Consider the following 25,235-nt stretch of genomic DNA (forward strand, 5'->3'; position numbering starts at 1 on the left):
CGGCTGGCGGGGGACTATCCGGATTGTGCAGAGTGTTATCCAGCTTTGCCGGGGTCTCGCACTTGTTGACTCAGCCGTTTGGGGTCATGGAGCCAGCTGTTTACTTGAGGTATCTCCTCAGCTGCTTTCATGCGACTATGGAGCGCGTCAAGAACCACGAATGCTTCAAGATTCTGTTCCCGCTCCGCTATAAGCCAATTGCGGCCACTGCTCCAGTTAACTGGCGTTCTATCAATCAGCCACCCTTTTTTCGCAATACGAGTTGACAACGTTAAGACACTACCCTCCACCAGCAACTTCTGCCCATCAGACCATATAGCCGCGTTCATGATTGGTTCTATTTGATTCCCATAACCACGACCCAGTGCATCAACCGCCTTTACAACATGCTGGCCTACTACACGGGGGGCAGACTTGCCTCCGTTGAAATCTGGATTGATGCTATACCCGCTTTTGGTGCTTCCAGCCTTAGGCCGGATGCTTGGGAGTTTTACTTTTGGAACAACTATATGACCGCTGGGGTCAGTATTATTAACTGGATCACCACCACAATAGGCGTAACAGTTTATTCCTCCAGCACCCATTGGGCTCAAGCTGTCCGGGCTGTTGAACCGCATCAAACCCGGGTTGAGCGCACGATATCCCTCCCCCAACAAGTAGTGCCCTGTTACAGACTCTTTTTTCTGCCCGCTGTAGCGAAGTACAGTTGCGCATTGCTCGTTTCCATCAAATCCATAAACTGTGTACTGCAGCGAACAAGGGGGAAACTGCAAGATAGATCCATGCTCGTCCATGGCGTAGAACGCCGCCTGCCCACCATTGCGCTGTGCCAGTGCCCGGCCAGCGCCCCGCAGCAAAGCCGAAGCCCCTGCGCCGGTATGTTTGACCAGCGCGAGGCCTTCGGGGGAATAGAAATAGAGATCCTTTTGTAACGTCGACATGGTTGCCACCTTTTACCCGAAATAAAGCAAATGGTGGGTCGAGCATTAAATGCGAACAACTAGCAAAAATATCAGGTGGCCGAGCTAGCTGGCCTCATCCTCGTCGCTTGAACGTCTGCGAAGGCAGCTCACCAAACTGCTGCCGATACACCTCGGAAAACCGCCCCAAATGCAGAAATCCGTAATCCAGAGCAAGCTCTGTCACGCTGCGAACCCCACAAGTCGAGTCGCTCAGGCACGCATGCACCCGCTCCAGCTTGCGCTGGCGTACGTAATGCTTGGGTGTGGTACCCAAATGCTGGTCAAACAGCGCATACAACGAACGTAAACTCATGCATGCCTGCTCCGCCAGAACTTCAGCCGACAGCTCCAGCTTCAGGTTGCGCTCAATGTACTCAAGAATGCGCTCAAGCCCCGCTTGCGGTGCGCTCAGGCATTCGCGACGGATATTGGTGCTCATCAGGGTCAACAGCTTGCTGGCGACGATCTGGCTGTAGTGGCCCTGCACCCTGGGCAGCGAATCGCTCACCTCTGCTTCCTGGCAGACCATGCCCAGCAGGTTGACGAACCCGTCCAGCTCGTCCAGCCGGTAATGGTTGCGCAAGAACCGCACCCCGCCATCAGGGCGGTGCCAGCGCTGTTCGTCGCAGATCGAATCCAGTAGCCGGGTCGGTACCTTCAGGATGAACTTCTCGCAGTCTTCCGAGTAGGTCAGGTCAACCGGGTCGTCGGGGTTGATCAACAATAGTTCGCCCGGCACCAGGTGGTGCTCGCGCTTGTGCCCGCGCCACAGGCAGTTGCCATTGAGCAGCACCTGCAGGTGGTAGATGGTTTCCAGTGCCGGCGAGGTAACGCGCACGCTGCCGCCGTAGCTGATGCGGCAAAGGTCCAGCTCAGCGAACTTGCGGTGGCTGAGGCTGGCTTGCGGATGAGTGGTGCGAGACAAACCGATGCAATGCTGGCCTACGTGCTGGTTGACATAATCGGACACAGCATAAGGGTCGGCGTGATGAAACACGCTACTGCGCTCGCTCAGCAGGCGGCTTTCCATAGGCAAGGTTACCCGGATCGTTATTGTTCTGGTTGCCGCATCCTACGGCCCGGCGGGCTGTGGTTGCGGTCGTCACGGTCATTCTACCGAGCCGGTTGCGGGTCGCGGGGGCAGGCGACAACCGGTGGATGGGCACACTTAAGCAAAAAGGCGGGGGTTGGGCAATGCGACCTTGGGAATGGATGGGCGGATAGCGAACAGTAAGGACAGGTCAGTGTTCGTTTATCGAACGGCTCAGGCAACCCGGCAACGCTCACTTCACTGCACCGGCAGGAAGTTCATCAACAACAGGCTTTGCGCATAATTCAACCCAATCCTCCTATACCGCTCATCCAGCAACTCCGCCAGCAAATCCAGCCGTGCCACGATCTTGCCGAACTCCACGGCAAAACTCAGGTTGCTGCCCTCTTCCGAGATTTCGTTGGAGAACAACAGCAGAACACCATTGGCATCTTGCCGCTGGCTCAACATCCAGGTGGCCTTCTCGATATTGCGTGCCGCGTTGTTGACGAACAGCGGGTCGATGGTATCGGTCATGTAGAACTCTGTACGGCCGCCGTGCGCGGTAATCAGCATGCTGCCGATGGCGTAGATGAACGCACCGACCCGGTCACCGCGAAACTCGGGGCTCAGGGCGTAGCTCAAGGCTGCCAGGTCGCGACGGTTGCCTAGTTGTGGCAAGGGCTGGCGTTGCTCGATGGCGATACGGATCTGCCCCTCGGCAGTTGCAGCATCCACGTAGCCGGACAGCTTCCACTGATTGGGGTTGCGCAGGTACAGCTTGTTCATCAGCAGGTACAAGCTCTGCAGGTTATCGCGCATGGACAGCGTGGCCAGGCGATCGACGCTGGTCTGGAACAGCTCGCTGGGTTTGCCGTTGCCGAACTGGTCGAGCACGTCGCGGCCCTGCTGCTGGGTGCAGGCGCACAGGCATGTGAGGGCGCCTGCCATTAGCAGGCGGGGGAAGAATTTTGGCTTGCTTGCAACCATCGGCACCGGGTCGATATTCGGCGGCCGCACCGTGGATCAGTGTGGCCTGGCCATGCATAGAGCCCGGAAATTGGAAAAAGTGCGGTGATCGGGGGTTTTGCATACCTGTGCCGGCCGCTTCGCGGGTAAACCCGCGCCCACAGGATCACCACAAATCTTGAAAACTGCGCAGAACCTGTAGGAGCGGGTTTACCCGCGAAGAGGCCGGCGCAGGCATTACATGAATTACATGGCGTGACGCAACATCTCCACCACCTGCGCATGCAGCGCCGGGTCACCACAGGCCACCACGCACCCGCCATTCTGCGCACTGCTACCATCCCACGCCGTGATCACCCCGCCCGCCCCTTCGATGATCGGCATCAGCGCCTGCACGTCATATGGCTGCAGGCTCGCCTCGACGATCACGTCGACGAACCCGGAAGCCAGCATGCAATAGGCATAGCAATCGCCACCGTAACGCATCAGGCGCGCCTTGCCGGCAACGGCCTCGAACGCAGCCTTGCGCGCGGCGGTATCGAACATGTCCGGCGTGGTGCACATCAACGTGGCCGAGGCCAGGTCGGCACAGGCGCGGGTCTTCAACGGCGCACCGCTGCGCCAGGCGCCTTCCGGCGTTCCGACAAAGCGTTCGCCGGTGAACGGCTGGTTCATCACCCCGACCACCGGGTGCGTGCCGTCGTTCAGGGCAATCAGCGTGCCCCACAGCGGCAGGCCGGTGATGAAGGCGCGGGTGCCGTCGATCGGGTCGAGCACCCAGGTCAGCGGGCTGCTGCCGACTGCCACGCCGGCTTCTTCACCGAGGATGCCGTGGTCGGGATAGCGGGCCTGGATCAGCTCGCGCATGGCGTCCTCGGCTGCCTTGTCGGCCACGGTCACCGGGTCGTACAGGCGCCCACCCTTGTCCTCGACGTCCAGGCTGGCGCGAAAGTATGGCTTGATCGCCACGGCAGCGGCATCGGCCAGCTGCTCGGCAAAGGCGCGGAATTCGCCGATCTGTTCAGCACTCAGGGACATGGGGCGGGCCTCGTGAAAATGATGGGGCCCGCATCATACCCGACACGCCGTTCCGCGCCAGCCTCCGCCAGGCTGCTCATGCGCCCTGCGCGGTCTAGACTGAACAAGACCAGATCACCGGGGGGCTGCCACACGTGGAGGTGTGAGATGAGCCAGTTCAAGCGTCTGTTCGTCATGCTCGGCCCGCAGATGCGCCACACGCCGGCGCTGCAACGCGCTGCGGCGCTGGCGGAATCCAGCGGTGCCTTGCTGGATATCAACGTGTTCGTCGACGATGTCGACACCTTCGGTTTGATGAGCGATAGCCGCGAGCGGGAACGGCTGCTCAGTGACAACCGCCAATGGCTGGCGGACGAAGCCGAGCAACTGGCCAACGCCGGCCTGGATGTATCTACCGAACTGCTGCTGACCCGCGACCCGCTGAACAGTGTGCTGGAACGGGTCGAGCGACTGGGTTGCGACCTGCTGATCAAGGATGTGCAGCACGAACCGGTGCTCAAGCGCCTGCTGGTAACGCCACTGGACTGGCAGTTGCTGAAGGACAGCCCGGTCGCCGTGCACCTGGTCAGCGATATCCGCCTTCCCCTGCCCCGGCAGATTGCCGCCGCGGTGGACCTGAACAGCCATGGCGCAGGCGAGCATCTGGATGAGCAGGTGATCCGCTGCGCCCATGCCCTGGCCCTGCAGTGCAATGCCGAGTTGCACCTGCTGCATGTGTGCGACGCGGCCAAGACACACATTGCCGACTTCGGCGCTGGCACGGTGACCATGCCCGGCTTCGATGTCAGCGTGCGCACCGCGCAGCGGGCGGCGTTCAACCGGCTGGGCGACCACCACCAGATCCCGCTGGAGCGCAGGCACTTTCTGGAAGGGGCCGCGATCAAGGCGATTGCCCAGTTCGTCGGCCACAGCCGGGCGGATGTGATCGTGATGGGCAGCCACCGGCATGATGCCATGCAGACGTTCCTGGGCGGGACGACAGCGCATGTGCTGGAGCATCCGCTGTGCAATGTGTTGGCGATCAAGGCGGTTCGGTGAGTGCTGGTATACCTGCACCGGCCTCTTCGCGGGTGAACCCGCTCTCATAGAACAACACATGACTCATTGGTTCGGCGAGGTTCTGTAGGAGCAGCCTTGTGCTGCGAAGAGGCCGGGGCTGACAAAGCCTGTCTATTGGCTGTACCGGCCTCTTCGCAGCACAAGGCTGCTCCTACAAAGGACGCGTCAGACGAGCGATATTGGTTCTCTGCGCGAAAGCGCAGCCCAAAGGGCTGGGCAATCTCCCACAGGAATTCCACTGACCTCAGGCTTGGTGAACCCCCTGTGGGAGTGGGTTTACCCGCGAAGAAGCCAACACGGATTCTACCCTTGGCATCTGGTACACCAGTGCCACATAAAAATAATGCATTTGATAATGATTCGTAGTAGTTTCTCGGCGCTTGCCCACCCTACCCTCAGCGCCCCACTCCAGGATCGTACCGTCGATGCGTCGCACGTTCGTTTCGCTTTGTGTGCTTCATGCTGTCTCTCCGCTGGCCTTTGCCGAGCCTGAACCGCTCAGCGAACCCACCCAGATCGAACTCCAGGCCCTGAACATCACCAGCAGCGCCGACAGCGAACGTGCCGATGGCCCGGTCGAGGGTTACAAGGCTACCCGCTCGGCCAGCGCCACTCGCACCGACACTGCCCTGCACGAAACCCCGCAATCGGTCAGCGTGGTGCCCAAGGATGTACTGGAAGACACCGGCGCCACGCGTCTGCAGGACGGCCTGGACTACGCCGGCGGCGTCGGCCGCGCCAACAACTTCGGCGGCCAGGGCCTGACCACCTTCACCGTGCGTGGCTTCACCACCGGCGAGTTCTACCGCAACGGTTTCCCGATCAACCGCGGCTACCCCAACGCCCCCGACGCCAACACCGTCGAACGCCTGGAAGTGATCCGTGGCCCGGCCAGCAGCCTGTACGGCCGTGGCGACCCAGGCGGCACCTTCAACGTGGTCAGCAAGCAGCCGCTGCCAGAGTCGAAAGTCACCCTGGGCAGCCAGTTCGATGACCAGGGCATGCACCGCGCTACCCTGGACGCCACCGGGCCGCTGAACCAGGACGGCTCGCTGGCCTACCGCCTGAACCTGCTGGGTGAAGGCGGCGAAAGCTTCCGTGACGATGTGGAAAGCGAGCGCTATGACGTGGCGCCGGTGCTCAGCTGGCAGGTCAACGATAGTACGAAGATCGTCTTCGAGGGCGACTTCATGCGCAACAACCATCCGCTGGACCGTGGCCTGACCCGCCTGCCCGGCCAGCTCGGCACAGCTTCGCGCGACACCAACATCTGGGAAAAAGGCAGCGACAACCTGCTGCACAACGACAACAACATGGCCCAGTTGCGTTTCGAGCACCTGCTCAACGACAACTGGACGCTGGGCGGTGGCATGCAGTGGCTCGACGGCTCGCTCAAGGGCAACGCCGTGGAGGCCAACGCATTGCAGGCTGACGGTCGCACGCTGGGGCGCAACTTCAACCACCGCAAACTGGAGTGGACCGACCGCGACTACCAGCTCAACCTCACCGGCCACTTCGACACCGGCGGCTACGCTCATACACTGCTGACGGGCATCGAGTACGAAGACTACGACTACAACTCGATCATCCAGCGCTCGGCCAGCGGTGCCGATAAGTACCCGATTGACATCTTCGACCCGGTACTGGGCCAGCCACGCCCTGCCCTGACCCGCACCACCACCCATGACAAGGAAAACCTGAAGACCTGGGCGGCATTCATCCAGGACCAGGTGGCCCTGACCGAGCGACTGAAGGCGCTGGCGGGTGTGCGCTTCGAGCGCTTCGAGCACGATTACGACGACAAGCTGCCGACCAACCGCGACTTCAGCAAGGGCGAAAACGGCGTCACCCCACGCTTCGGCCTGATCTACGACCTGACCGATACGGTTGCGGTCTATGCCAACACCGCGCGCTCGTTCAAGCCCAACACCGGCACGCCAAGCGGAGGCGGAGGCTTCGACCCGGAGAAAGGCAAGTCCTACGAACTGGGTGTGAAATGGGAGGCACTCGACCGCCAGCTGAGCATCGACGCGGCGATCTATCACATCGTCAAAGAGAACGTCCTGGCGCGCGACCCGAACGACTCAACCGGTACCTACAGTATTGCGGCCGGTGAAGTGCGCAGCCGTGGCCTGGACATCAACATCGCCGGCAACCTGACGCCAGAGTGGCGCGTGATCGGTGGCTATGCCTACGTGGACGCCGAAGTCACCCAGGATACGACCCTGCCCAAGGGCACGCGCCTGGCCAACATCCCGCGCAACAGTTTCAGCCTGCTGAACACCTACGAGTTCCAGGATGGCCTGGCCAAGGGGCTGGGGTTGGGGGTTGGGGTGAAGTACGTGGATGATCGCGCCGGCCAGACGGCAGCCACGACCTACACCATGGAGCGCTACAGCGTGGTGGACCTGCTGAGCTTCTACAAGGTCAACGAACACGTGCGGTTGAACCTGGATGTGAAGAACGTGTTCAACAAGGGCTATGACGAGGGCGCGTTCAACAACTACGTCTACCCGGGTGCGCCAAGGACAGTGCAAGCTGGGGTTTCGTATACCTTCTGACAGTTAATGGGGCTGCTTTGCAGCCCATCGCCGGCAAGCCAGCTCCCACCTCGACCGCATCGTCCCAGCCATACGCAGTCCCTTTAGGGGCCAGCGCAGATCCAAAGAACTGCGCGGTCCCTGTGGGAGCTGGCTTGCCGGCGATGGGCCGCAAAGCGGCCCCCGGTCTCAGAACCCTTTGCTATAGAACAGCGAGTACGACTCGATGCCGTCGTTAGGCTGCTTGAGCCCCGCGTTGGAGTAGTGCATCGCGCGGATCCCCACCTTCTGCTCCCCCGGCAGTTTCAGACCAAAGCCGATGCGGTCTTCGAAGTTGACCGACGAGCCCAGGCGCTGGTCGCCCACGTCGGTCTTGGAAAACGCCGCCAGGCCAATGCCGGCCTCGATGTACGGGGTATAGGTGAAACCGCTGAACTCGTAGGTGAACACCGGGCTGAACGACAGCGAGTGCGCGCCACTGGCCTCACCGCCTTCCCAATAGGTGTAGGCCGCATCCCAGTACCCGGTCAGATGACCGGTGCTGCTTTCCAGCCATTTCTTGTCCCAGTCGAACGACAGGCCGATACGGTAGGTCATGTCATCTTGGCCAGTGGCGCCAACGGCACCGCTCACCTGCGCTGCCTGGGCCAGATTCGCCCCGGCAAAGGCCAGCACTGCAGCAGCCAGCGAAGCTGCTAGACGGGTTTTCATCAATGACTTCTCCTGATGGTCTATACGACAAGTGGGGGCTTGGGCCCCTCGATCTTATGTGGTGACCGGATGCATCCCGACCGGTCACACGAAGTAATAGTTTTCTGATTATCGACCAGATAAACAGAAAGTTGAAAGTGAATTGCCACCATTGGCTAATACCCTGCGCCAGCATCTGCCATGCCGAACAGCAGCAGTCAGTCGTATTCCGCCTCTTCGTGTTCGCCCAGCAGGCGCCTTTGCCTGGGTGTGGCTTCCTCCAGCACCTGCGGGTTGAAACGCCAGTTCAGGTATGGCGAAAACTTCTGCGCGACCATGCGCCGGCCATAGTGCACTTGCAGCATGTCGCGCTGGCTTGATTGGGTGCAGTTGGCCCCGCCGCTATGCCAGACATCGCTGCGAAACACCAGCGCGTCCCCGGCATTGCACAGCACCGGCTGGGCCTCACGGCCCTGCCAGTGTTGCTCGCCAGCCTGCGGTGGCCGTGCCGCGCGGTGGCTGCCGGGCACAATCCAGGTCGGCCCGATGTGATGGTCGATATCGCTGAGGTACAGCTGCGCAGTCAGGATTTGCGGGGGCTGGGTGAAGTCGCCACGCTCGCTGAGCCAGTCGGGCAACTGCATGGGCAGATGGTCCAGGTGCAGGGCCATGCCGGGGTAGCCCGGGTGGCTGCGCCAGGCGGTCTGGCCGATCACATGGCAGTCGGCGCCCAGTGCCGCTTCGGCCAGGGCAATCAGCGGCGGCAGGTCGAGAAAGGGTAACCACAACGGGTTTCGGTTGAATACGCACTTGTAGTGTTCCAGCAGCCCCTGGTAATCCCAGTGGATGGGCTGCAGGTCATCGATGGCGCAGCGCAGCAAGGCGATACGCAAGGGCTCGAGCACACCGGGGAGCAACACATAGCCCCGCTCGTCCAACATCTCCAGCTGAAGATCCAGGCTCATGGCGATGTGCTCCTTTCAGGCAGGAGCACATCCGTACTCCTGCCCGTTTTTCCATCAACGCCAGTTCAGGTTCACGGTGGTGGGGGTCTTGCCATTCACGGTCACCAATTGCTGCACCGTCTCACCCTGGGCGTTGCCAGTCACTTTGTATTTACCGGGAGGCAACTGCACATACAGCAGCGGCCCGGCATCCGTAAGACTGAGCACGGGCTGGCCCTGTGCATTCTGGATGTCGACGGTGGCACCGCTCTGGAACTTGCCTTCCGGGCCGGTGGAGAGTTCCACGTGCAGGTCATAGCCCGGGGTCTTGCGCAGGGCGTTGGCTTCATCCTGGCCGATGCCGCCTTGCAGGTAGCGGACGCCGTTCTGCTCCTGCTGTTGCAGTTGCACGGCCTGCATGTCGATGGGGGCATTGAGGTCGGCGGCGGCCGCCAGGGTCCATGGCAGCGCCAGGGTGATCAGCAGCGCCGCGCCGAGGGCATAGTGATGGTTACGCATGGTACGACCCTCCTTTCGAGGATGGCTTACCTATTATCTGATCCTTCGGGCGTAACGGCGTTCGTGCTGATGCATGGTCGTCTTGATGAAATTCGCATCGATGGTGTGAATATTGCGCTGGAACATCAGGTTGCGCGCCCCTCCTCAAGCAGTTTCACGAACATGCTCAAACTGCGCGATACCGTGCCCCGGCGCCACACCAGCCAGGTCTTCAGGTAACGGAAATCCTCCGACATCGGCCAGGCACTGACGGTGCTGCAACCGGGCATGTTGTCGAGCATGCTGCGCGGCATCATGGCCAGGCCGGCGCCGGCGCTGACGCAAGCCAGCATGCCGTGGTACGACTCCATTTCGTGGATCTTGCCCGGTACCGCCTGGTCCTGCACGAACCAGTTCTCGAAGTGATGCCGGTATGAGCAGTTGGCGCGGAAGGCGTAGATGCTTTCGCCGTTGACGTCCTGGGCGCGGGTTACCGGGGCGTGGTTGAGCGGCGCGATGACCATCATTTCTTCCTCGAACACCGGCATGCCTTCCAGCGTCGGGTGCAGCACCGGCCCGTCGACGAACGCTGCCACCAGGCGGCCAGACAACACGCCTTCGAGCATGGTCCCGGACGGCCCGGTGGACAGGTCCAGGTCGACCTTGGGGTAGCGCTGGTTGTAGGCCGCCAGCAAGGCCGGGATGCGCACCGCGGCCGTGCTTTCCAGCGACCCCAGGGCGAAGGTGCCCTGCGGGTCTTCACCGGCCACGGTCAACCGCGCCTCATGCACCAGGTCAAGGATGCGCCGGGTGTACTCAAGGAAGTTCCAGCCTGCGGGGGAAAGGCGCAGGCGGCTCTTTTCACGTATGAAAAGCTCCACGCCCAGGTCCTCCTCCAGTTGCTTGATACGCGTGGTCAGGTTCGACGGCACCCGGTGGATATGCTGCGCAGCGGCACTGATGCTGCCCTGCTCAGCCACGGCCTTGAAGATCTCGAGTTGCACCAGGTCCACAGCCATTCTCCAAACGTGAATGTTTCGCTCATTATTATTCAGTTTTCATTAAAGCCATAGCCCACTAGTCTGGCGTCACGGTTCAACAACAACGAGAGTGTCCCGCCATGAGCGCGATCAGCAGCCTGACCCACGCCATCTCCCTCGACCCGTACAGCGGCGAGCAGATCGGCGCCTACCCGTTCGACACCGACGCCGCACTGGAAGCGGCGCTGCAACGCGCCAAGGTTGGCTACCGCCAGTGGCGCCAGGTGTCGCTGGGTCAGCGCAGCGAGTACCTGCTTGCCCTGGCCAGCACCCTCGAAACCAAGGCCGAAGCCTTCGCGCAAATGATCAGCCGCGAAATCGGCAAGCCTGTCGCCCAGGCCCGTGGTGAAGTCAGCAAGTGCGTCGGCCTGTGCCGCTGGTACGCCGAACATGGCCCGGCCATGCTCGCCCCCGAGCCGACCCAGGTCGAGAAAGCCCGCATCGAATACCGCCCGCTGGGCCCGATCCTGGCCGTGATGCCATGGAACTTCCCGGTCTGGCAAGTTCTGCGCGGCGCCGTGCCGGCGATCCTGGCCGGCAACACCTACGTACTCAAGCACGCGCCGAACGTGATGGGCAGCGCCTACCTGCTGGGCGAACTGTTCAAGGATGCCGGCCTGCCGGAAGGCGTGTTCGAAGTGCTGAACGTGACCCCGGACGGCGTCACCCGCGCCATCAACGACCCGCGCATCGCCGCCGTGACCCTGACCGGCAGCGTGCGTGCCGGCATGGCGATTGGTGCACAAGCCGGCGCTGCGCTGAAGAAGTGCGTGCTGGAGCTGGGCGGTTCCGACCCGTTCATCGTGCTGGCCGACGCCGACCTGGATGCCGCCGTGAAAGCTGCCGTGATCGGCCGTTATCAGAACACCGGCCAGGTCTGCGCTGCGGCCAAGCGCCTGATAGTCGAGGAAAGCATCGTTGACCAATTCACCCGCAAGTTCGTCGAGGCTACTCGCGAGCTGAAGGTCGGCAACCCGCTGGAAGAAAGTACCTACATCGGCCCGATGGCCCGTTACGACCTGCGCGACGAGCTGGATGGCCAGGTCCAGGCGACCATCGCCGAAGGCGCCACCCTGCTGCTGGGCGGCCACAAGGTCGATGGCGTGGCCAACTTCTACGCGCCGACCGTGTTCGCCAACGTCACCCCGCAGATGACTGCGTTCAAGCAGGAACTGTTCGGGCCGGTGGCTGCGATCATCAGCGCACGTGATGCGGAGCATGCGGTGGAGCTGGCCAACGACAGCGAATTCGGCCTGGCCTCGACCATCTACACCGCCGACTACGCGCTGGCCGAACGCATGACCGCGGCGCTGGATACCGGCGGCGTGTTCATCAACGGCTATTGCGCTTCCGACCCCCGCGTAGCGTTTGGCGGGGTGAAGAAGAGCGGCTTCGGGCGTGAACTGTCGCACTTTGGTGTGCGTGAGTTCACCAATGCCCAGACTGTGTGGCTGGACCGTAACTGATCCAGCGTAACAGGGGCCGCTTTGCGGCCCATCGCGACACAAGGCCGCTCCTACAGACGATCACGGCGCGATCCTGTGGGGTCGGCCTGTATCGCGGTCCCTTGTAGGAGCGGCCTTGTGTCGCGATGGGCTGCAAAGCAGCCCCAACAATCTCAATCCCGAACCTGGTCCTTGACCCAGTCCAGCATCCCCCCCGGCACGATCAGTTCATGCCGCGCCCGCGAACAGGCGGTATACAACCCCGCCAGCATCCGCGCCCGTTCATTGCGGTTCCCCGCTACCTGCGGCGCTACCATCAGCTCCGGCGACACCATCACCCGGGCGAACTCCATGTTCTTCACATCGCGCACCCGCCCCAGAAACAGCTTGGGCGCCTTGTCCCAACGGTAACGGCTCTTGGCCCTGGCAAAGTGCTCTGGCGTGTAGCCCTTGCGCAGCATGTTGGCCACGGCGACGAACGCCTTGTCATCACCCTTGTCCTGCTCCAGCGCCTGCCAGCTGGCATAGCGGAACAGCATCGGGTGACGCGGCCGGGTGCCATGGCGATACAACTCGATGCAGTCTTCGACGAACAGCTCGAAGTCCTTGCGCGCGCTTTTCAGCAGCACGAACGGCACGCCTTGGTGGGTCAGGCGCTGGAACCAGCCAAACAGGCCCCATTCATCGTCGACGATCAGCGCCGTTGGCTGTTCCGGCACCGTTACCGCATCGAAGAAGCTGACCCGGGTGTAATGCTCGGCGCTGCCGCTGAAGGCTGCCTGGATCGCCGCCGGGTGGGCCTGGATCAGCGGGTTGAGCACGTTGTCCATCGCCGGCCCGGCCCGCAGCGAGTGGTCGATGTAACGCTGGCGGATAAAGCCGCCATGGTGCGCGCTGAGGCCGTTGAGGTTCTGCAGCTCGTCACCCAGGGCAATGATCGACTGCGGGCTGCGGTCGAGCACGGCAAGCATCGGTGCCGACAGCTCGTGGGCCTCGTCGACGATGACATGGGTGTAGCGGCTATCGATCACATGACCGGTCAGCGACAGCAGTTTGACCCGGTGGTAGTCGCGCACCGGCAACTGGATTTCCCGTGCCGACGGGCGAATCAGCTCCTGCCAGTACAGCCGTGCCTTTTCCAGCAAGACTTCCTGGTCCAGTGGCGTGGTCCCCGGCCCGGCCCAGGGCAGGTGGTGCAACTGCAGCTGGGTGTCGGCGCTGTGGCAAAACGTGCGTACCGCGCGGATGCACAAGGCAACCACATCGCGCGCGGCGAGCGGGCCGATGTCGGGGATGGCCAGCCAACGTACCACCTGCGCATCCTGCGGGCGCCACGAAAGCTTGGTGCGATACGGGTCGCGCAGGCGCCAGCCATTGCTGGTGAGGTCGCGGTTGAGCAGCTCGTCGGCCAGCTGGCCGAAGGTCAGCGCGGTGTAGGCGGCGGCGTCCTTGACCCGCGCCTGCAGGGCGCGCAGCTGGCCTTCGGTCAAGGCCAGCAACAGCGTGCGCTGGGGCTCGAGCAGGCGGGCGAACTGGTGAATCAGGAAGGTCTTGCCGGTGCCGGCAAAGCCCTGCACCGCCACCGACTCATCGATACCACAGAGGAATTCGCGCAGCAGGCGGTTCTGTTGGTCGCTGAGCATCAGGTCGCTGGCCAGGGAAGGCAGGTACACCGGGTGCAGCGGGGTTGCCCGCTGGCGGTAGCTGTCGGCGAACTGGAAATTCCACTGGCCCTCGGCGTCCAGCAGCTCGTCGGCCAGGTACTCCACCTCGGTCGACAGCAGCGCGATCCCGTTTTCGCCCAGCATGCCCAGGCCCATGGCGAAGGCTTCGCGATCGAAGTGCTGTGCTACCTGCCCCTGAAAGCGCCCCGGTGCGGCGCTTTCGACCTCGTTGGCAATGCGCACGATTTCGGCAAAGCGGCGTTCCTGCGCATCCGCCGAGGCGGCGGCGGGCTGGCGCGGCAGGTTCTGCACGAACAGCACGGCGGCGGCGGCGAGCACGCTGGCGGTGGTGAAGAAGTCGGTGGTGGGCTCGCTGGCGAGGCGGTCGGCCTGGTCGCTGGGCAAAGGCAGGTAGAACATCGGCACCTCGGGTGAAATCAGGGCGGCACGATAGCAATTTTTGCTGTGGAATGCTGGGTTGTGTATTGCCTGGCCCGGCCTCTTCGCGGGTGAACCCGCTCCCACAGGGACCTCACAATGCCTGGCACTGAGGTAATCCTGTAAGAGCAGCTATACCACCAAGCTACACCACCAAACTCAGCCCCTGCCCCGCTTCAAGGTCTCGCTGGGAAACTCCTTGAACAACTGCCGGTAACTCTCTGAAAACCTTCCCAAATGCCAGAACGACCAACGCATCGCCACCTCGGCCACGGTCACTTCACCGCCATGCAGCAGATCGCGCCGCGCACCGTTCAGCCGGCGCAGGCGCAACCAGTGCGCCGGCGGCATCCCGGTAAACGCCTTGAAGGCTTGCTGCAACTGACGCAAGGAAACCCCGGCAACATCCGCCAGCTCCACCAGATTCAGCGTTTCCTCCGGGCAGTCGGCCGCCCACTCGCTCACCCGCCGCATGATCGCCCGTTCCTCGTCACGCCGGCCCAACGCCACGCCCTGCAGGCGTTGGCAGGCGTTGTCGAGGATGAACAGGCAGTCCTCCAGCAATTGCTCCGCCAGGGCCTGCCCCTGCAGAGGGCAATCCGCCTGGCCCAGGCGGGTCAGTGTCGCACTCAGCCAACTGCCGAACAGCGCATTCTGCCCGCTGCCCAGCGGCACCATGAACAACCCTTCCAGGCGCTGCGGGTCAAGCCCATGGCGCGCCAGGAAGGCCTGGTCGAACACGACCGCCACTTCCTGGTAGTTCTCTGGCGTGATCCAGATGTTCCGGCTCTGCTCGTTCAGCAGGTACAGGCTGTTCTCGCTGCGGTCGAAGCAGAACGCCAGCGAACCGCTCGGCGCGCGGAAAAACTGCTCCACCCGGGTGTTCAGCCGCTCCTCGTACACCTCCACCCCGTCCAGCCCCAGGCAACGCAGCTCACCGCTGAAATGCCCGGGCGACATCTGCCGGTACTGCTGCTGCCAGCCAGGGGTGGCACGTACTTGTTCGGTTACGTCGGTGGTGTGGTAAGCCTGGACTTGCAGGGCATTGGCGGTTGTCACGCTCGGTCCTAGTTGCACTCTTTTGGTGCATTCATTGCCGGAGAAAGTGGATAGATCAGCCTTGCGGGCTGCGACCAAGATAGTCTCCAGCGCGTCACCTGGGAAGCGGGACGCCTTCGAAACCCTGGAACGGTTTACGCTGGCACGCTTGCTCCCACACCAAAACCCAACCAAGAGGTCTGTATGAACGCCCCCTTCGATCAGCTGTCCGCCTGGCTGAAAGAACACCGTATCACCGAAGTCGAATGCGTGATCAGCGACCTGACCGGCATCGCCCGCGGCAAGATCGCACCCACCGCCAAGTTTCTCCACGAGCGTGGCATGCGCCTGCCCGAGAGCGTGCTGCTGCAGACGGTCACCGGCGACTATGTCGACGATGACATCTACTACAACCTGCTCGATGCCGCCGACATCGACATGGTCTGCCGCCCAGACCCGAGTGCCGTGTACCAGATCCCGTGGGCGATCGAGCCGACCGCGATCGTTATCCACGACACCTTCGACAAGCAAGGCAACCCCATCGAACTGTCGCCGCGCAACGTGCTGAAGAAAGTGCTCAAGCTTTATGCAGACAAAGGCTGGCAGCCAATCGTGGCACCGGAGATGGAGTTCTACCTGACCCAGCGCTGCGAAGACCCGGACTTGCCGCTGCAAGTGCCGCTGGGGCGTTCCGGCCGTGCCGAAAGCGGCCGCCAGTCGTTCTCGATCGATGCCGCCAACGAGTTCGATCCGCTGTTCGAAGACGTCTACGACTGGTGCGAGATCCAGGGCCTGGACCTGGACACGCTGATCCATGAAGACGGCCCGGCGCAGATGGAGATCAACTTCCGCCACGGCGACGCCCTGGACCTGGCCGACCAGATCACCGTGTTCAAGCGCACCATGCGTGAAGCCGCGCTCAAGCACAACGTAGCCGCCACCTTCATGGCCAAGCCGATCACCGACGAGCCCGGCAGCGCCATGCACCTGCACCAGAGCGTGGTCGACATCGCCACCGGCAAGCCGATCTTCGCCAATGAAGACGGCAGCATGAGCCAGCTGTTCCTGTACCACATCGGCGGTTTGCAGAAGTACATCCCCAAGCTGCTGCCGATGTTCGCGCCCAACGTCAACTCGTTCCGCCGCTTCCTGCCGGACACCTCGGCACCGGTGAACGTCGAGTGGGGTGAGGAAAACCGTACCGCCGGGCTGCGCGTACCCACCTCAAGCCCCGAGGCAATGCGCGTGGAAAACCGCCTGCCGGGCGCCGACGCCAACCCGTACCTGGCAATCGCCGCCAGCCTTCTGTGCGGCTACCTGGGCATGGTCGAGCGCATCGAGCCCAGCGCACCTGTGCAGGGCCGTGCCTACGAGCGGCGCAACCTGCGCCTGCCGATCACCATCGAGGACGCGCTGCAGCACATGGAAGACTGCGAGACCGTGCAGCAGTACCTGGGCAAGCAATTCGTCCAGGGTTATGTGGCGGTCAAGCGTGCCGAGCACGAGAACTACAAGCGCGTGATCAGCTCCTGGGAGCGTGAATTCCTGATGCTGAGCGTGTAATCACCTTCCAGGGCATGCACTGGACCTGTAGGAGCAGCCTTGTGCTGCGAAGGGGCCAGTGCCGCCACAGCTGATCCTTTGCCCTACCGGCCTGTTCGCAGCACAAGGCTGCTCCTACAAGGTGATGAGTCACCTGTGGGAGCGGCCGCCATAAACCGAACGCCAAGAACAATACCAACGAGGTGTCCCCATGCGTCATCTGCAAGCCCTGATACCCGCCGCATTCACCCTGCTGTTCGCCACCACTACCCAGGCCACTCCCTCGGTCAGCGTGTACAACTGGACCGACTACATCGGTGACACCACCGTGGCCGACTTCCAGGCCAGCAGCGGGATCAAGGTGGTCTATGACGTGTTCGACTCCAACGAAACACTGGAAGGCAAGCTGCTGGCCGGGCGCACCGGCTATGACGTAGTGGTGCCATCCAACCACTTCCTCGCACGCCAGGCACAGGCGGGTGCCTTCCTGCCGCTGGACCGCAGCAAGCTGCCGAACTGGCAGCACCTGGACCCCAAGCTGCTCAAGCAACTTGAACAGAACGACCCAGGCAACCAGTACGCCGTACCCTACCTGTGGGGTACCAACGGCATCGGCTACAACATCGACAAGGTCAAGGCGGCCCTGGGCGTCGACCATATCGATTCATGGGCGGTGCTGTTCGAGCCCGAGAACCTGAAAAAGCTCAAGCAATGCGGCGTGGCGTTCATGGACTCGCCCGATGAACTGTTCCCGGCCGTGCTCAACTACCTGGGCATGGACCCGCGCAGCGAGAAACCGGCCGACTACGCCAAGGCGGAAGCCCGCCTGCTCGAACTGCGCCCCTACATCACCTACTTCCACTCCTCCAAGTACGTTTCCGACCTGGCCAATGGCAATGTCTGCGTGGCCTTCGGCTACTCCGGCGACGTGTTCCAGGCCGCCAACCGCGCCGTGGAAGCGAAGAACGGGTTAAAGATCGCCTACAGCATTCCCAAGGAAGGCAGCAACCTGTGGTTCGACCTGCTGGCCATCCCCAAGGACGCCAACAACCCCGAACAAGCCCTGGCGTTCATCAACTACCTGCTCGACCCCAAGGTGATCGCCAAGGTCAGCGCCACGGTCGGATATGCCAATGCAAACCCCGATGCCCAGGCCTACATGGACGCATCGCTGGTAAACAACCCTGAGATCTACCCACCCCAGGACGTGCTGGACAAGCTGTACATCTCCAGCACGCCGAGCCCGAAAATCATGCGTGTCATGACTCGCTCCTGGAGCAAGATCAAGTCCAACCGCTGAGCCGAGAACGCCCATGTCTTTCACTACCCAACACACCGCTTCGTACTATGCCGCCACGGCACGCGATGCGGCGCCCTACCCCAGCCTGGACGGCGAGCTGAGCGCCGATGTGTGCGTGGTCGGCGGCGGGCTGACCGGGGTCAATACCGCCCTGGAACTGGCCGAGCGCGGCCTCTCGGTGGTGCTGCTGGAGGGCCGACGCATCGGCTGGGGTGCCAGCGGCCGCAATGGCGGCCAGCTGATTCGCGGCATCGGCCATGACGTCAGCGGCTTTGCCCGGCATGTCGGCCAGGACGGTGTGCACTACCTGAAACAGGCCGGCATCGATTCGGTAGCGCTGGTGGCCAGCCGTATCGCCCGGTACGGCATTGCCTGCGACCTGCGCTGGGGCTTCTGCGAACTGGCCAACACCCCTGCGCAGTTCGCCGCCTTCAAGGACGAACAGGACGACCTGGCCGCACTCGGTTATCGCCCTGAAACCCGCTTGGTCAGTGCCGACCAACTGCATGAAATCGTCGCCAGCGACCAATACGCCGGCGGCCTGGTAGACATGGGCTCGGGCCACCTGCACCCGCTTGACCTGGTTCAGGGCGAAGCCCGCGCCGCCCACGGCCTGGGCGTACGCATCTTCGAGCAGAGCCCGGTGCTGCGCATCGAGCACGGCCCCCGCGTGACACTGCACACAGCCCGTGGCAAGGTGCGGGCAAGCAGCCTGGTGCTGGGCTGCAACGCCCACCTCGATGAACTGGAACCACGCCTGAGCGGCAAGGTGCTGCCGGCCGGCAGCTACGTGGTGGCCACCGAGCCATTGCCCGAAGCGCTGGCCAACAGCCTGATCCCGCAGAACATGGCGCTGTGCGACCAGAAAGTCGGCCTGGACTACTACCGCCTCACGGCAGACCGGCGCCTGCTGTTCGGCGGCGCCTGCCACTATTCCGGCCGCGACCCCAAGGACATCGGCGCCTACATGCGGCCCAAGGTGCTGAAGGTGTTTCCGCAACTGGCCAACGTGCGTATCGAATACCAGTGGGGAGGCATGATCGGCATCACCGCCAACCGCTTCCCCCAAGTCGGGCGCCTCAGCCAGCACCCCAATGTTTACTACGCCCAGGGCTATTCCGGGCATGGGCTGAACGTGACGCACTGGACGGCGAAACTGCTGGCCGAAAGCATCGCCCTCGGCCACAGCCAGGGGCTGGACGTGTTCAGCGCCGTGCCGCACCTGACCTTCCCCGGTGGCAAGGCACTACGCTCACCGCTGCTGGCGCTGGGGATGTTGTGGTATCGACTGCGGGAGGTGCTGGGTTGACGTGGCAGCAGGCTTGCCTGCGAATCGGAAGTTAAAGGAAATTTTTCAAAAAATTCCGTAATTCACTGATTTTAAAGGGCTTTCAAAGAACAAAGATAAAGGACTCAACGAAGAGCCTGTAACCATTTGTTTTTAATGATATTCAGCAGCTTCAAAGCCGGTCCCGATGGACGCGTCTCGCCCTGCTCCCATTTGCGCACTGTCGATGCGCTCGTGTGCAAATGCATCGCAAAGACCGGCTGGCTGAAGTTGAGTGCCTCACGCAAACGGCGTATGTCCAGTGCGCTGAAATCTCGTACCGGTGCAGGGCATAGCGCTTCGTAATCCCGAAGCGTGACCTTGCCGATCGCTCCGGCCTCGTGCAGGGCGACAAGGTCCTCGCGTAACGATTCAATCAGTTTGCTGCTCACAACATACCTCCACCCGCCTGCAACGCCCGGCAGAGCAAACCCAGAAAGACTTTGCCCGCGAATCGCAGCACTTCTGCTCCTTAACGGGCATAGTTTTCCAAGGGCGGCAGAAACTGAAAAGCCAGCGAAGTCCCAAGACACCGTTGGAATTTGCGCGCTTGGGAACGTGACCGTAGCCACTTCCCACTACAGATTGAACCAGCCCACTGGCCAACTGCCCCGCACCTGCTAGCGTTGTTCTGGCCGACCTATCATGGATGCATCTTCATCATGAAATCATTGCCCCGCATTACCCTGTTGTGCGCCGCACTGCTTACCATGGCCGCCTGCTCCAGCAATCGCGTGGACCCAAAGGACTACTCCGGCTTCCTCAAGGATTACAGCCGTCTGCAGGAAACCAAGAGCCCGTCGGGTGACCCGGTGATGCGCTGGATCGACCCCAAGGTCAACGTCAACCAGTACAGCCAGGTGTTCATCGAGCCCAGCCAGTTCTACCCCAAGCCGCAGCCGACGCCGGTCATCTCGGCGCAGACGCTGCAGGAAATCACCCGCTACTTCAACGAAGCGCTGCGCCGTGAAATGGGCAGCGTGGTACCACTGGCCAAGGGCCCCGGCCCGGGCGTGATCGTGGTGCGCCCGGCCATCACTGCGGTGTCCACCAGCAACGAGGGCCTCAAGCCCTATGAGGTCATCCCTATCGCGCTGATTTCAGCCGGTGTGAACACCGCCATGGGCGGCCGTGACCAAGAGGTGGATGTCGGCGTGGAAGCTGCGTTCCTCGATGGTGCCAGTCAGAAAGTGCTGGCCCAGGTCGTGCGCAAGGGCACGGGGCAGGATCTGGAGAACAAGACCACGCAGCTGACCCTGAATGACGTCAAGCCGGTGCTGGATGGCTGGGCCAAGGACATGCGTGCGAGTTTCCTGGAAGCGAAGCAGAAAGCCCGCTAAAGCCTCACTGGTCCATGTAGGAGCGGCCTTGTGTCGCGATGGGGCGCGGAGCGGCCCCAGATCCACATATTCAAGCTGAAATCGCTGGGGCTGCTTCGCAGCCCTTTCGCGACACAAGGCCGCTCCTACAGTTGACCGCGTCAGCACTCTACGAAGGCAACGGCAAGGCCGCCACGCGAGGTCTCCTTGTAGTTGGCATGCATGTCCGCCCCGGTATCACGCATGGTGCGGATCACCCGGTCGAGCGAGATGAAGTGCTCGCCATCCCCTCGCAACGCCATCTGCACGGCGTTGATCGCTTTCACCGCAGCAATCGCGTTGCGCTCGATACACGGCACCTGCACCAGGCCGCCGACAGGGTCGCAGGTCAGCCCAAGGTTGTGTTCCAGGGCAATCTCGGCGGCATTTTCCAATTGCGGCGGCGTAGCGCCCAGCACCTGGGCAAGGCCGGCAGCGGCCATCGAACAGGCCGAACCTACCTCGCCCTGGCAACCAACCTCGGCCCCGGAAATCGATGCGTTCTTCTTGCACAGGATGCCAACCGCCGCTGCCGCCAGCAGGAAGTCCACCACGTCCGCGTCACACGCCCCCGGGTTGAACTTCATGTAGTAATGCAGCACCGCCGGGATGATGCCGGCAGCACCATTGGTAGGTGCTGTGACCATGCGCCCGCCGGCGGCATTCTCTTCATTCACCGCAAGGGCGAACAGGTTGACCCATTCCATGGCGCTGAGGGTGGAGCCGATCACGTTGGGCTTGCCCAGCTCCTGCAGGCTGCGATGCAGCCGCGCCGCACGGCGCTTGACGTGCAACCCGCCCGGCAGGATGCCTTCATTGCGCAGGCCATTGTCGACGCATTCACGCATGGCACCCCAGATCCGCAGCAGGCCCTCGCGTACCTCGGCCTCCGAGCGCCAGGCGCATTCGTTGGCCATCATCAGCTGCGCCACACTCAAGCCATGGCCCTTGCACAAAGCCAGCAATTGCGCAGCGCTGTCGAACTCGTACGGCAGCACCACCGCGTTCGCTTCGACCGCTGGCGCATCGATCTCGGCTTGCTCGACGATAAAGCCTCCGCCTACCGAATAGTAGGTCTGGCGCAACAGGCTGCCCTGCCCGTCCATGGCTTCCAGGCTCATGGCATTGGGGTGATACGGCAGGTTCTCGTCAAGCAGCAGCATGTCGCGGCTGTACTCGAACGCCAGTGGGTGGCTGCCATCGAGCATCAGGCAGTGCTCCTGCATCACCTGGCCGATGCGCGACTCGATGGTGGCCGGATCGATGCGGTCCGGCCACTGGCCCATCAGGCCGAGCAGGCAGGCGCGATCGGTGGCATGGCCAACCCCGGTGGCCGACAGCGACCCGTACAACCGCACCTCGACACGGCTTGCCCGGGCCAGCAGCCCCTGTTCGCGCAGGGCCTGGGCAAAGGTAGCCGCCGCCCGCATCGGGCCGACGGTGTGGGAACTGGACGGCCCGATGCCGATTTTGAAAAGGTCGAAAACACTGATAGCCATGCTAATGCCTGACCGTGCCCGGGTATGAAGCCGCAGCGCGGTTATCTGGAGAAATTGAGCGATATTGCGATTTTGCGCGATACTGCCGCGCTGGTTCACGGATGACCAACGAAACTTCCTAAGCAAGGCTTTAGTGGTACTAAACGATGCGACGACAACTCAATGGCCAGACGTTCGTCTGGCTACACGTGTTCGCCTGTGCGGCCCGGCACTTGTCCTTCACCCGCTGTGCCGAAGAGCTGCACATTACCCCGGGCGCCGTCAGCCAACAGATGCGCCAGTTGGAGGAACGCCTGGGCTACCAGCTGTTCCTGCGTCGGGCACGTGGTGTGGAACTGAGCGCCGAAGGGCAACGCTTGGCACAGACGGTGACCGAAGCCTACGGCAGCATCGAAGCCGAACTGCTGCGCCTGGATGCAGGTGAGATCCGCGGCACCTTGCGCCTGCGCTCGATCCCGTCGTTCCTGGCCAAATGGCTCACGCCTCGTCTTCCGCGTTTTCAACAACGCTACCCGGACATCGAGTTGCGTCTGGTGGCCGAAGACAGTGCCCAGGCGTTGACCCCGGGCGATTTCGACCTGGCCATCGACCTGAACGATGGCAGCTACCCCGGCATGCTCTCGACACCACTGCTGGACGAGCAGATCTTCCCCGTATGCTCCCCCACCTTGCTGCGCGGGCGCCCGCCGCTGCACGGGCCGGCGGATCTTGTGCACTACCCGCTGCTGCACGACATTACGGCCTGGCGCGGCAGTTCGGAATATGCCGAATGGGAGTTCTACCTGGAGGGCATCGGCGCCGCCGGCCTGGATGTGCGGCGCGGGCATACCTTCAACCGCAACCACCTGACCATCGAGGCGGCGATTGCAGGCATTGGCGTGGCGATCGCCCGACGCACGCTGCTCAACGACGAACTGGAGCGCGGCGCACTGATCGTGCCGTTCGGGGTGCCTATCGCCAATCACAAGCGCTATGTAGTGCATTACCCACCGGGCGGGCTTAACCAGCCGGGGGCGCGGGCGGTGCATGACTGGCTGGTGGAGGAAGCGCGGGGGTTCAGGGAATTGCACCCGCTGAACAAGGACTAGGCCAACCAATTGCGGCTGCACGAAATCGCTCTCATAGAACAACACATGACTCATTGGTTCGGCGGGGTTCTGTAGGAGCAGCCTTGTGCTGCGAAGAGGCCGGGGCTGACAAAGCCTGTCTATTGACTGTATCGGCCTATTCGCAGCACAAGGCTGCTCCTACAAAGGACGCGCCAAGCGAGCGATATTTGTTCTCCGGCGACAGCGCAGCCACACCTGGGGAGGTCTCAATAAGCCTGCTTGCCGGTAAAGGCGCTAAGTGTGCGCACCAGAATCACGAAATCCAGCCACAGCGACCAGTTGTTGATGTACTCGATGTCCGAGTCCACCCGCTGGATCATCTGTTCGATATCCCTGGTTTCGCCCCTGAACCCACGCACCTGCGCCAGGCCGGTCATGCCAGGCTTGATATTGTGGCGAGCGAAGTAGTCGACGATGTCCTGCGAATACAGAGTGTCATGCTGCAACGCATGCGGCCGCGGCCCTACCAGCGACATCTCCCCGGTCAGCACATTGAACAACTGCGGCAGTTCATCGAGGCTGGTGCGGCGGATAAAGGCGCCGACCCGGGTCAGCCGTGGGTCATCCCTCTGCGCCTGCTTCACCACGCCATCTTCCGGCTGGTGGACATGCATGCTCCTGAACTTCCAGATACGGAACGCTTCCCCCGTCCAGCCGGTGCGCTCCTGACGGAAGAACACCGGGCCGCGGCTATCGAGCTTGATGGCCAGCGCAACGGCCAGCAACACCGGCGATGCCAGCAGCAGGATCAGCGCCGCCAACACCCTGTCCTCGAGGTTCTTCAAGAACAGGCTCATGCCCGTCAGCGGTGTTTCCGACAAGGTCAGCACAGGTATGCCGGCAATTTCCCGCACGCTGTGATTGATCAGGCGCAACGAGAAGATATCCGGTACCCAGTTCACCGCAATGCACTTGTCGAGCAACTTGAGATACACATCGTTGATGACCTCGGAACCGCCCAGCGGGGTCACCAGGTACACCGTGCGAATGCCATGGCGGGCCACGATATCGTCGAGGTCGGCAATAAGCCCGAGCACCGGCATGCGCTGCTTTCCTTCGGCACTTTCGCGCCCCGACTCATCGGCATTGTCGATCAGCACGCAACCCAGCACGCGTTCGCCGAACCAGGGGTTGTTGCTGATTTTCTGATACAGGAAGTTGGCCAAGTCACCGGCGCCAATGATCAGGGCGTTGTCCAGGCGTGCATGGGCGCTAAAGCGCTTTTGCAATTCGCGCACGGCAAAGTGCAGGAACAACTGGGCGATGTAGCCAATGATGAACAACTGCACGACCAGCAGTCGCGAATAGGTTTCGCTCTGTTTGGCCAGGAAGGCCATGACCACCAGGAAGCAAAAGGTTGCCGACCAGGCCTTGAACAGCCGGAAAGCCTTGATGGAAAGCCCGACGTTGGTACGGTAGATCGCATAGTGATCGTAGATGACTGCCAGTGCGCCAACCAGCAACAGCAGCATGATCACGTAATCGGAAGTGATGTAGCCGAACTGGTCGTAGATCAGGTACCAGGCAATACCGATGACTGCAATTCCATCGAGGCCGGCCTGAATGGCGTTACTTACGCTGCTTCTTCTCTGCAGTAAGGAACGACTGCTTCTCGGCTCTAAGACCATTTCAGACCTCATCAATTTGCGCGCAGCAAATGCCTTCCACCAACCAGCAAGGCTTGACAACGGCTCATGCAAAGCCCGTGGAGCAAAATCCTGCAGCCGCAAGCCATTGATCAAACT

General features: G+C 62.2%; 21 protein-coding genes. 8 read left to right on the forward strand and 13 right to left on the reverse strand.

Going from position 1 to position 25,235, the window contains the following annotated elements; genetic code table 11:
- Positions 1 to 35: 35 nt before the first annotated feature.
- The 4 genes from ACK56M_RS15085 to hisN form a co-directional block, all read right to left on the reverse strand.
- On the reverse strand, positions 36 to 941 hold the full coding sequence (locus ACK56M_RS15085; RefSeq protein ID WP_015270385.1) for an RHS repeat-associated core domain-containing protein: 906 nt from the start codon (positions 939 to 941) through the stop codon (positions 36 to 38).
- Between the two features lie 94 nt (positions 942 to 1,035).
- Complete coding sequence (gene benR / locus ACK56M_RS15090) at positions 1,036 to 1,992, reverse strand: benABC operon transcriptional activator BenR (RefSeq protein ID WP_015270386.1); 957 nt, start codon at positions 1,990 to 1,992, stop codon at positions 1,036 to 1,038.
- A gap of 258 nt (positions 1,993 to 2,250) precedes the next feature.
- Positions 2,251 to 2,982, reverse strand: coding sequence for a hypothetical protein (locus ACK56M_RS15095; protein ID WP_043936158.1), 732 nt, complete (start codon positions 2,980 to 2,982; stop codon positions 2,251 to 2,253).
- Between the two features lie 225 nt (positions 2,983 to 3,207).
- On the reverse strand, positions 3,208 to 3,999 hold the full coding sequence (gene hisN, locus ACK56M_RS15100; RefSeq protein WP_015270388.1) for a histidinol-phosphatase: 792 nt from the start codon (positions 3,997 to 3,999) through the stop codon (positions 3,208 to 3,210).
- Positions 4,000 to 4,146: 147 nt separating this feature from the next.
- Here hisN and ACK56M_RS15105 point away from each other — a divergent pair, with 147 nt between their 5' ends.
- Positions 4,147 to 5,037, forward strand: coding sequence for a universal stress protein (locus tag ACK56M_RS15105; protein ID WP_015270389.1), 891 nt, complete (start codon positions 4,147 to 4,149; stop codon positions 5,035 to 5,037).
- A 446-nt stretch (positions 5,038 to 5,483) separates the two neighbouring features.
- The gene (locus ACK56M_RS15110) at positions 5,484 to 7,619 is read left to right on the forward strand and encodes a TonB-dependent siderophore receptor (protein ID WP_100413657.1); all 2,136 of its coding nucleotides are present in this window, start codon (positions 5,484 to 5,486) and stop codon (positions 7,617 to 7,619) included.
- A gap of 168 nt (positions 7,620 to 7,787) precedes the next feature.
- Here the strand turns inward: ACK56M_RS15110 and ACK56M_RS15115 are convergent, their stop codons facing one another.
- The 4 genes from ACK56M_RS15115 to ptrR form a co-directional block, all read right to left on the reverse strand.
- Positions 7,788 to 8,309 carry an acyloxyacyl hydrolase gene (locus ACK56M_RS15115; RefSeq protein ID WP_411958764.1) on the reverse strand — a complete coding sequence of 174 codons (522 nt, stop codon included), beginning with the start codon at positions 8,307 to 8,309 and terminating at the stop codon, positions 7,788 to 7,790.
- Between the two features lie 197 nt (positions 8,310 to 8,506).
- Positions 8,507 to 9,253 (reverse strand): phytanoyl-CoA dioxygenase family protein, encoded by a 747-nt coding sequence (locus tag ACK56M_RS15120; RefSeq protein ID WP_015270392.1) that lies wholly within the window; start codon positions 9,251 to 9,253, stop codon positions 8,507 to 8,509.
- 54 nt (positions 9,254 to 9,307) lie between these two features.
- Positions 9,308 to 9,751 (reverse strand): hypothetical protein, encoded by a 444-nt coding sequence (locus ACK56M_RS15125; protein WP_061304461.1) that lies wholly within the window; start codon positions 9,749 to 9,751, stop codon positions 9,308 to 9,310.
- Positions 9,752 to 9,876: 125 nt separating this feature from the next.
- Entirely contained in the window at positions 9,877 to 10,743 is an 867-nt protein-coding gene (gene ptrR / locus ACK56M_RS15130) for a putrescine utilization regulator PtrR (RefSeq protein WP_013972688.1), read from the reverse strand.
- Positions 10,744 to 10,850: 107 nt separating this feature from the next.
- Here ptrR and ACK56M_RS15135 point away from each other — a divergent pair, with 107 nt between their 5' ends.
- A complete protein-coding gene (locus ACK56M_RS15135; RefSeq protein ID WP_100413659.1) occupies positions 10,851 to 12,236 on the forward strand; it encodes an aldehyde dehydrogenase family protein in 1,386 nt (461 codons plus the stop codon).
- 152 nt (positions 12,237 to 12,388) lie between these two features.
- Here ACK56M_RS15135 and ACK56M_RS15140 read toward each other — a convergent pair whose 3' ends face one another.
- Both ACK56M_RS15140 and ACK56M_RS15145 read right to left on the reverse strand, forming a co-directional pair.
- Positions 12,389 to 14,299, reverse strand: a complete 1,911-nt coding sequence (locus ACK56M_RS15140) for an AAA family ATPase (protein WP_191472689.1) — start codon at positions 14,297 to 14,299, stop codon at positions 12,389 to 12,391.
- A gap of 177 nt (positions 14,300 to 14,476) precedes the next feature.
- The gene (locus tag ACK56M_RS15145) at positions 14,477 to 15,376 is read right to left on the reverse strand and encodes a helix-turn-helix domain-containing protein (RefSeq protein WP_015270396.1); all 900 of its coding nucleotides are present in this window, start codon (positions 15,374 to 15,376) and stop codon (positions 14,477 to 14,479) included.
- Positions 15,377 to 15,559: 183 nt separating this feature from the next.
- On the opposite strand from ACK56M_RS15145, the gene ACK56M_RS15150 reads away from it, so the two are divergent.
- The 3 genes from ACK56M_RS15150 (at position 15,560) to ACK56M_RS15160 (ending at position 19,506) form a co-directional block, all read left to right on the forward strand.
- Positions 15,560 to 16,918, forward strand: coding sequence for a glutamine synthetase family protein (locus ACK56M_RS15150; RefSeq protein ID WP_013972693.1), 1,359 nt, complete (start codon positions 15,560 to 15,562; stop codon positions 16,916 to 16,918).
- A gap of 190 nt (positions 16,919 to 17,108) precedes the next feature.
- Positions 17,109 to 18,197, forward strand: a complete 1,089-nt coding sequence (locus tag ACK56M_RS15155) for a polyamine ABC transporter substrate-binding protein (protein WP_015270397.1) — start codon at positions 17,109 to 17,111, stop codon at positions 18,195 to 18,197.
- A gap of 13 nt (positions 18,198 to 18,210) precedes the next feature.
- Entirely contained in the window at positions 18,211 to 19,506 is a 1,296-nt protein-coding gene (locus ACK56M_RS15160) for an NAD(P)/FAD-dependent oxidoreductase (RefSeq protein WP_015270398.1), read from the forward strand.
- A 104-nt stretch (positions 19,507 to 19,610) separates the two neighbouring features.
- On the opposite strand, the gene ACK56M_RS15165 is transcribed toward ACK56M_RS15160, so the two are convergent.
- Complete coding sequence (locus ACK56M_RS15165; protein WP_411958765.1) at positions 19,611 to 19,916, reverse strand: helix-turn-helix domain-containing protein; 306 nt, start codon at positions 19,914 to 19,916, stop codon at positions 19,611 to 19,613.
- 270 nt (positions 19,917 to 20,186) lie between these two features.
- Between ACK56M_RS15165 and ACK56M_RS15170 the strand changes: the two genes are divergently transcribed.
- Entirely contained in the window at positions 20,187 to 20,864 is a 678-nt protein-coding gene (locus ACK56M_RS15170) for a DUF3313 domain-containing protein (RefSeq protein WP_039613626.1), read from the forward strand.
- A gap of 140 nt (positions 20,865 to 21,004) precedes the next feature.
- On the opposite strand, the gene ACK56M_RS15175 is transcribed toward ACK56M_RS15170, so the two are convergent.
- Positions 21,005 to 22,381 (reverse strand): L-serine ammonia-lyase, encoded by a 1,377-nt coding sequence (locus tag ACK56M_RS15175; protein ID WP_015270401.1) that lies wholly within the window; start codon positions 22,379 to 22,381, stop codon positions 21,005 to 21,007.
- Between the two features lie 146 nt (positions 22,382 to 22,527).
- Between ACK56M_RS15175 and ACK56M_RS15180 the strand changes: the two genes are divergently transcribed.
- The gene (locus ACK56M_RS15180; RefSeq protein WP_013972698.1) at positions 22,528 to 23,469 is read left to right on the forward strand and encodes a LysR substrate-binding domain-containing protein; all 942 of its coding nucleotides are present in this window, start codon (positions 22,528 to 22,530) and stop codon (positions 23,467 to 23,469) included.
- Between the two features lie 227 nt (positions 23,470 to 23,696).
- Here the strand turns inward: ACK56M_RS15180 and ACK56M_RS15185 are convergent, their stop codons facing one another.
- Complete coding sequence (locus ACK56M_RS15185; RefSeq protein ID WP_015270402.1) at positions 23,697 to 25,118, reverse strand: undecaprenyl-phosphate glucose phosphotransferase; 1,422 nt, start codon at positions 25,116 to 25,118, stop codon at positions 23,697 to 23,699.
- Positions 25,119 to 25,235: the final 117 nt, after the last annotated feature.

This window comes from Pseudomonas sp. s4, assembly GCF_046764235.1.
Taxonomy (GTDB): domain Bacteria; phylum Pseudomonadota; class Gammaproteobacteria; order Pseudomonadales; family Pseudomonadaceae; genus Aquipseudomonas; species Aquipseudomonas asiatica.